Below are 6,895 nucleotides of genomic sequence, written 5' to 3'. Positions count from 1 at the left end.
GCCACCCAGATCAAGTGGGGCCTGAACTACATGAACGAGCGCTACGGCAGCCCCGTGGGCGCCTGGAACTTCTGGTCCGCCAACCACTGGTACTAGACCCACCAGCACCCCGGCAGACATACGAAGGCCCCGGTGGCCGGCCTCCCCAGGTCCGGCCGCCGGGGCCTTCTGCATCCCATCCCACGGGTTCAGAGGCGCCTGCGTTCAGGCTTCGCGAGCGGTCACAGGCGCTGGATGATCGTGCCGGTCGCCAGCGCGCCGCCCGCGCACATGGTGATGAGCGCGAATTCCTTGTCCCGGCGCTCCAGCTCGTGCAGGGCGGTGGTGATCAGCCGGGCGCCGGTGGCGCCGACGGGGTGGCCGAGGGCGATGGCCCCGCCGTTGACGTTGACCTTCTCCAGGTCCTGGTCGAAGACCTGGGCCCAGCTGAGGACGACGGAGGCGAAGGCCTCGTTGATCTCGACGAGGTCGATGTCCTTGAGGGACATGCCGGCCTTGCCGAGCACGGCCCGGGTCGCGTCGATCGGCCCGTCGAGGTGGTAGTGGGGGTCGGCGCCGACGAGGGTCTGGGCGACGATCCGGGCGCGCGGCTTGAGCTTGAGCGCGCGGGCCATCTTGCGGGAGGCCCACATCACGGCGGCGGCCCCGTCGGATATCTGCGAGGAGTTCCCGGCGGTGTGCACGGCGGTGGGCATCACCGGCTTGAGCCGGGCCAGCGCCTCCATGCTGGTGTCCCGCAGGCCCTCGTCCCGGTCGACCAGGCGCCACATGCCCTGTCCGGCGGCCTGCTCCTCCTCGGTCGTCGGCACCTGCACGGCGAAGGTCTCGCGCTTGAAGCGCTCCTCGGCCCACGCGACCCCGGCCCGCTCCTGGGAGAGCACGCCGAGCCGGTCCACGTCCTCGCGGCCGAGGCCCCGGTGGCGGGCGATGCGTTCGGCGGCCTCGAACTGGTTCGGGAGGTCGACGTTCCACTCGTCCGGGAAGGGCTTGCCCGGGCCGTGCTTGGAGCCCGAGCCCAGCGGCACCCGGCTCATGGCCTCGACGCCGCAGGCGATGCCGATGTCCATGACGCCGCCGGAGATCATGTTGGCGACCATGTGGTTGGCCTGCTGCGAGCTGCCGCACTGACAGTCCACCGTGGTCGCGGCGGTCTCGTACGGCAGGCCCATGGCGAGCCAGGCGTTGCGGGCGGGGTTCATCGACTGCTCGCCGGCGTGGGTGACGGTGCCGCCGACGATCTGTTCGACGCAGTCGGGCTGGATTCCGGTACGGGCCAGCAGTTCCCGGTAGGTCTCCCCGAGCAGGTAGGCGGGATGGAGGTTGGCGAGCGCGCCCCCGCGCTTGCCGATGGGGGTGCGTACGGCTTCGACGATGACGGGTTCCGCGGCCATGAGCTCGTCCTCTCCTGCACAGCGCCAGCGCGGCGGGCCGTCCCGGCGCCCCGCCCGAACTAGTACGCGTTCTAGTTCTCCCCGCAGTCTTATGACCTGGACCCCCGGCACGCAAGGGTCTTGCACGCGCCCTGCACGGATTCCACACGCAACAGTTGACGCCGCGACCCTTGTCACTTCTAGAACTCGTTACTACCTTCGAGCCAACTTCTGATGGGCCGTCAGACTTTGGAGTTGCCCCGATGTCCTGTCCCGCGCTGCCCGAAGGCTTCGACGCCACCGACCCCGACCTGCTCCAAAGCCGGGTCCCCCTGCCGGAGTTCGCGCAGCTGCGGCAGACCGCACCCGTGTGGTGGTGCCCGCAGCGGCGGGGCGTCACCGGCTTCGACGACGAGGGCTACTGGGTCGTGACCCGGCACGCGGACGTCAAGTACGTCTCCACGCACCCCGAGCTCTTCTCCTCCACCACCAACACGGCGATCATCCGCTTCAACGAGCACATCCGGCGTGATGCGATAGAGGCCCAGCGTCTGATCATGCTGAACATGGATCCGCCGGAACACACCCGCGTACGCCAGATCGTGCAGCGCGGCTTCACCCCGCGGGCCATCCGCGGACTGGAGGACGCGCTCCGCGACCGCGCCCGGAAGATCGTCGAGGAGGCCCTGGCCGTCTCCGCCGACGGCAGCTTCGACTTCGTCACCCAGGTGGCGTGCGAGCTACCGCTCCAGGCCATCGCCGAACTGATCGGCGTACCGCAGAAGGACCGCGCCAAGATCTTCGACTGGTCGAACAAGATGATCGCGTACGACGACCCGGAGTACGCGATCACCGAGGAGGTCGGCGCGAACGCGGCGATGGAGCTCATCGGCTACGCGATGAACCTCTCCGCCCAGCGCAAGGAGTGCCCGGCCAAGGACATCGTCACCCAGCTCGTCGCGGCGGAGGGCCAGGGCAACCTCGGTTCGGACGAGTTCGGCTTCTTCGTCCTCCTCCTGGCGGTCGCGGGCAACGAGACCACGCGCAACGCCATCAGCCACGGCATGCACGCCTTCCTCACCCACCCCGACCAGTGGGAGCTCTACAAGGCGACCCGGCCGTCCACCGCCGCGGAGGAGATCGTGCGCTGGGCCACCCCGGTGGTGTCCTTCCAGCGCACGGCCACGCAGGACACCGAACTCGGCGGCCAGAAGATCAAGGCGGGCGACCGGGTGGGGATGTTCTACTCGTCCGCCAACCACGACCCCGAGGTCTTCGAGAACCCGGACGCCTTCGACATCACCCGCGACCCCAACCCCCACCTGGGCTTCGGCGGCGGCGGCCCGCACTTCTGCCTCGGCAAGTCCCTCGCGGTCATGGAGATCGACCTGATCTTCAACGCGCTGGCCGACGCCCTGCCGGACCTGCGCCTGTCGGGCGAGGACCCGCGCCGCCTGCGCGCGGCCTGGCTCAACGGCATCAAGGAACTCCGGGTCACCCACGGCTGACCCGGCCCCAGGGCGGCAGGGGCCCCCTCCACCCACGCCCCGGCCCCTGCCGCCCCTGGCTCCGCGGCCCCGCCGGCGTTCGAGGCGCGGGGTTCGAGGCGCGGGGGGCAGGCGGGGTGCGGGGGCGGAGGCCCGGTCTTCGCGCCGCGTCGGCGTGTGCGGCGCGGTCCCTCACCCGTCCGAGTGGCGGCCCGGCCCTGACCGGGCGATCCTGACGGACAGCGGCGATCCAGCCGGAGGGGCGCCGGGGCCGGATGTGCCCCGGCGCCCCTCCGGCCCACGCCAGGCCCGGCCGGGCTGGCCTGGGCTGACCTGGGCTGGCCTGGGCTGGCCTGGGCTGGCCTGACCTGGGCTGACCGACCGCACGGGCAATGCCGATCCGCCGGTGCCAGACTGGACACATGGCCATGCTCAGCCAGTCCTTCCGGGGACGGCAGGTGCGGCCTGGAGACCCTTCCTACGACGAGGACCGTCGGATCTGGAACGGCTCCGTCGACCGCTCCCCCGCCCTCATCGCCCACTGCACGGGCGTCGCCGACGTCATCGACGCCGTGCGCTTCGCGGCCGCCTCCGGGCTGCCCCTCGCCGTGCGCTCCGGCGGCCACAGCTTCCCCGGCCAGTCGGTGTGCGACGACGGCATCGTCATCGACCTCTCCCCCATGCGCGGGATCCGGGTGGACCCGGAGGCCCGTACGGTCAGGGCGCAGGCGGGGGTGCTCCTCGGCGAGCTGGACCGCGAGACGCAGGCGTTCGGACTGGCCGTCCCGGCCGGGATCGTCACGCACACCGGCCTGGCCGGGCTCACCCTCGGGGGCGGTATCGGCTGGCTGATGCGCAAGTACGGGCTCACCATCGACCAGCTGCTGTCCGTGGACCTGGTGACCGCCGACGGAACGTTCCTGAAGGCGAACGGGGACGAGAACCCCGATCTGTTCTGGGGGGTGCGCGGCGGCGGCGGGAACTTCGGGATCGTCACCGAGTTCGAGTTCCGCCTCAATCCGCTGGGGCCGGTGGTGCTGGCCGGGCCCGTCGTCTGGCCGATGGCCGAGTCGGCGCGGCTGCTGCGCTTCTACCGCGAGTGGATCACCGACGTACCGGACGAGCTGACCACGGCGATCGTCCACCGCAAGGCGCCCTCCGTCGACTACGTGCCGGCCGAACTGCGCGGGAAGCCCGTCGTGATGGTGATCTGCTGCTACGCGGGGCCCGTCGATGAGGGGCAGGAGGTGCTGCGGCCGCTGCGCGAGTCCGCCGGCGCCGCGCCCGTGCTGGACCTGTGCGCGCCGAAGCCGTTCACCGAGCACCAGGCGATGTTCGACCCGTCGTTCCCGCACGGCCGCTGGTACTACTTCAAGTCCTGCGACGTCGACCGGCTCACCGACGAGGTCATCGACAGTACGGCCGAGCACGCGGCCCGGATCGTGTCGCCGCTCACCGCTTTCCCGATCTTCCAGCTCGGCGGGGCCATCGCCCGCGTCGGGGAGGACGAGACGGCCTTCGGCGGACGCGGCGCCGGGCACACGTTCAACATCAACGGGACGACGGAGGGCGCCGACGGCTTCGACGCCGAGCGGACGTGGGCGCGCGGCCTGTGGTCCGCCCTCGCCCCCCACCACACCGGGGTCTACTCGAACTTCCTGATGGAGGAGGGCGAGGAGCGCGTCGAGCAGGCGTACGGGGCGCAGAAGTTCCGGCGCCTGCGCGAGCTGAAACGTCGCTACGACCCCGGCAACCTCTTCCGCCTCAACCAGAACATCCCGCCGGCGTCCTGAGCGTCACGCACGCCGACGGCTGACGGGACGGGCACCCGCCGTCCGGCTACGAGCTCCGCGCCCCGGCCCCCACCGGCTGCTCCTCGTCGCTGCGGCGCTGACCGGGGAGGCTCACCTGCAGCCTCCGCGGCCCGGACAGCACGTACACGAGCCCGAAGCCGGCGGTCACGACGACCGCGCCGCCCACCGCGTCGAGCACCCAGTGGTTGGCGGTGGCGACGATCGCGCACACCGTGATCAGCGGGTGCAGCGCCCCGAGCAGCTTCTGCCAGCCCTTCGGCGCCAGCACGACGATCACGATGCCGCACCACAGGGACCAGCCGAAGTGCAGCGAGGGCATCGCCGCGTACTGGTTGGAGATCGCGGTCATGGCCCCGTACGAGGGGTTGGCCAGGTCCTGCGGTCCGTGCACGGTGTCGATGAAGTCGAGGCCGGGCATCAGGCGCGGCGGCGCGAGCGGGTACAGCCAGAAGCCGACGAGCGCGAGGACGGTGGCCAGGCCCAGGGAGGCGCGGGCCCACCGGTAGTCGCCGGGACGCCGCCAGTACAGGACCGCCAGGATCGTCAGCGGGACCACGAAGTGGAAGGAGGTGTAGTAGAAGTTGAAGAACGCCTCCAGCCAGGGCGTGTGCACGACGGCGTGGTTCACGGCGTGCTCGATGTCGATGCCGAGCGCCCGCTCGATGCCGTGGATCTGGCTGCCGTTGCCCTCGGCGAGGGTGCGGCTGGTGGGCGCGGCGGCCCGGATGTGCGAGTAGAGCGAGTACCCGACCCGTATCAGCAGGAGTTCCAGCAGCAGGTTCGGGCGGGACAGCACGCGCCGCCAGAACGGCAGCAGCGGCACCCGCCGCCAGCGGGCGGCGGCCGGCTGCCCGTAGGCGGTCGGTACGGGCTCGCGCCAGTACGGCGACGAGCGCGGCAGGAACGGCACCGCGCAGGCCGCGGCGAGCGCGGCGAGCAGCAGCACGTTGTCCCGTACGGGCGCCAGTGCGGCCAGGTTCGGCAGCAGCACCGAGCTCGGCAGGGTCATGGCGAGGACCACGGCCACCGGCCACACGCGCCGGTCGGCGGCGCGCCGGCCCACCTTGCCGGCGACGGCGAGCAGCACCCACAGCAGCTGGTGGCGCCAGCCGGCCGGGGCCACGGCCACGGCCACGCAGCCGGTGACGGCGACGGCGAGCAGCAGCTGGCCGTCGCGGGCGTAGCGGACCGCGCGGCGCAGGCCGAACCAGACGACGGCGCCCGCGAGGGCCGCGTAGAGCAGGATCTCGGCGGGGCCGCTCAGCCCGAGGCGCAGCAGCGCACCGTGCAGGGACTGGTTGGAGAGGCTGTCGGGGGCGCCGCCGAGGCCGGTGCCCGCCAGGTGCTCGGCCCAGTACGTCCACGAGTCGTGCGGCATGGCCGCCCAGGACAGCGCGGTGGCTCCGGCGAAGGTCACGACGGCGGTGCGGGTGGCGGGCCGGCGCCCGGACAGCCACAGCAGCGCGGCGAACAGCAGCAGCGCCGGCTGGAGCGCGGCCGCGAGGCCCACGAGGAAGCCCGCGGGCCGGTCTCCGGGCACGCGGAAGACCGCGAGGAGCACCAGCAGCACCGGCAGGACGGCGGTCTGCCCCGGTGAGGCGGCCTCGCGGACGGGCAGCGAGACCATCATCAGGGCCGTCAGCACGGGCGCGGCGAGCAGCGCGGTGCGCCGCGGGACAGGATCGGGCAGGCCGCGCGCGGCGACGAGCCCGATCGCGGCGACGAACAGCAGCGTCACGCAGGTCCAGGCCACCTCCAGGGAGGGGGCGGCGAAGCCGACGAGCGGCTTCAGGACCAGCCCGGCGAAGGGGGTGCCGGCGAACTGGCCGGAGTCGTAGAGCGAGCCGGGGAGGGCCTCGGGAAGGTGCAGGCCGCTGAGCCACTCACCGGGTGGCACCCGCAGCACCGCGGCCGCCTGTCTGACGGCCAGGGCGCCTGCCAGCGCCCACAGCAGGAGGCGTGCCGCCCCGAGCCTGCCGCCATCGCCTATGACCCCGGCATGTCCGTTCGCACCGCTGTGCTCTGCCGCGTTAGCCACGCCTCGCCGGCCTCCCGCCCTGTTGACCGACACCCTGACTTCGCCTGGCTGCCGCGCTCCATTACCCGCACGACGATATCTCCCGCGGGATACCTAGTGACCTGAGTCAGAGGTTTGTCGTTGGTTGGGGTATGAGTCGTCCTGGCCCGAAGATTCCGCCGTTGTCGGTGACCGATGTCCAGCGTG

At 72.0% G+C, this 6,895-nt stretch carries 4 protein-coding genes and 1 pseudogene; 3 read left to right on the top strand and 2 right to left on the bottom strand.

Annotated features, from left to right (window positions below; genetic code table 11):
* Positions 1-96 (top strand): annotated as a pseudogene (locus ACFYP3_RS36610) (lytic transglycosylase domain-containing protein); the annotation flags it as partial.
* A gap of 125 nt (positions 97-221) precedes the next feature.
* On the opposite strand, the gene ACFYP3_RS36605 reads toward ACFYP3_RS36610, so the two are convergent.
* Positions 222-1,391, bottom strand: a complete 1,170-nt coding sequence (locus tag ACFYP3_RS36605; protein ID WP_362858842.1) for a steroid 3-ketoacyl-CoA thiolase — start codon at positions 1,389-1,391, stop codon at positions 222-224.
* Between the two features lie 242 nt (positions 1,392-1,633).
* Here ACFYP3_RS36605 and ACFYP3_RS36600 point away from each other — a divergent pair, with 242 nt between their 5' ends.
* Both ACFYP3_RS36600 and ACFYP3_RS36595 read left to right on the top strand, forming a co-directional pair.
* A complete protein-coding gene (locus ACFYP3_RS36600) occupies positions 1,634-2,878 on the top strand; it encodes a cytochrome P450 (RefSeq protein WP_388842342.1) in 1,245 nt (414 codons plus the stop codon).
* Between the two features lie 401 nt (positions 2,879-3,279).
* On the top strand, positions 3,280-4,650 hold the full coding sequence (locus ACFYP3_RS36595) for an FAD-binding oxidoreductase (RefSeq protein WP_388842340.1): 1,371 nt from the start codon (positions 3,280-3,282) through the stop codon (positions 4,648-4,650).
* A gap of 46 nt (positions 4,651-4,696) precedes the next feature.
* On the opposite strand, the gene ACFYP3_RS36590 is transcribed toward ACFYP3_RS36595, so the two are convergent.
* Positions 4,697-6,709: a bifunctional glycosyltransferase 87/phosphatase PAP2 family protein gene (locus ACFYP3_RS36590; RefSeq protein WP_388842338.1), complete on the bottom strand. Its 2,013-nt coding sequence runs from the start codon at positions 6,707-6,709 to the stop codon at positions 4,697-4,699.
* Positions 6,710-6,895: the final 186 nt, after the last annotated feature.

Source organism: Streptomyces sp. NPDC005533 (genome assembly GCF_042871845.1).
GTDB lineage: Bacteria > Actinomycetota > Actinomycetes > Streptomycetales > Streptomycetaceae > Streptomyces.
The sequence above is the reverse complement of the archived record's forward strand: the minus strand, read 5'-3'. Positions and strand labels throughout refer to the sequence as shown.

Coding starts and splice junctions, on each gene's coding strand:
- ACFYP3_RS36595 (WP_388842340.1), top strand. CDS start 3,280: ATGGCCATGCTCAGCCAGTCCTTCCGGGGACGGCAGGTGCGGCCTGGA.
- ACFYP3_RS36605 (WP_362858842.1), bottom strand. CDS start 1,391: ATGGCCGCGGAACCCGTCATCGTCGAAGCCGTACGCACCCCCATCGGC.
- ACFYP3_RS36600 (WP_388842342.1), top strand. CDS start 1,634: ATGTCCTGTCCCGCGCTGCCCGAAGGCTTCGACGCCACCGACCCCGAC.